We start from the raw sequence: 740 nt of genomic DNA, 5'->3' as shown, positions 1-740 counted from the left end.
CATTAACTCATTAATTTTTTCCAAGGTAACTTCATCTGCAATTCCGTTAGATCTTAAGCCATAGTATTCTTGAAACTTTCTTACCTGAAGTTTTGTGTACGAACCATATAAATCTGTTACCGTTATATAACCAAATCCTAATCGGTTAAGATTTTCCTTAATAGCGACTGTGTCGTCATGTCTTTTCCCTTCTTGAAAAGTACTGGATAGTATTTCATCAATCTTTGCTCTTGTTGGTTCATCTGCTATTCCATTCTCTACTAGGCCATAATAATTTTGGAATGCTTTCACCTGCCGGGCTGTAAATGATCCATATAAATCTGTTACTGTTATATAGCCAAATCCTAGTAGGTTTAGATTCTCCTTTAGTAAAATGGTAGATTCGTGACGTTCGCCCTCTTGGAAAGGACTTTCTAGTAAGTCATCAACTTTGTTAAGCGTAGCCCCATCTGCTCTCCCAGTTACATCTAACCCATAATATTGTTGAAATTGTCTCACTTTTACCTCTGTAAAATTTCCATAAAAGTTAGTAACGGTTATATAACCAAATCCCAGCTGATTTAAATTATTCTTTAAATCGATGATAGAATCATGTCTATCACCTTGTTGGAATCCATTATCTATCAATTCATCTATTTTAGCTCGTGTATAAGAATCAGCTATTCCGTTAGGTTTTAAACCGTAATAATTCTGGAATTCCATCACTTTACGTTCTGTAAAGTTACCGTATAAAGTGGATA

General features: G+C 34.5%; 1 protein-coding gene. It reads right to left on the bottom strand.

The window, feature by feature from the left end; translation table 11 throughout:
* Window positions 1-740, bottom strand: a 740-nt coding sequence (locus tag QGM71_RS21725) for a peptidoglycan-binding domain-containing protein (RefSeq protein WP_327609634.1), incomplete at both ends; no start/stop codon positions are given.

The organism is Virgibacillus tibetensis, assembly GCF_036026595.1.
Classification (GTDB): Bacteria; Bacillota; Bacilli; order Bacillales; family Amphibacillaceae; genus Virgibacillus_P; species Virgibacillus_P tibetensis.
Note: the sequence above shows the minus strand (reverse complement) of the source record. Positions and strands in the feature narration are given on the sequence as shown.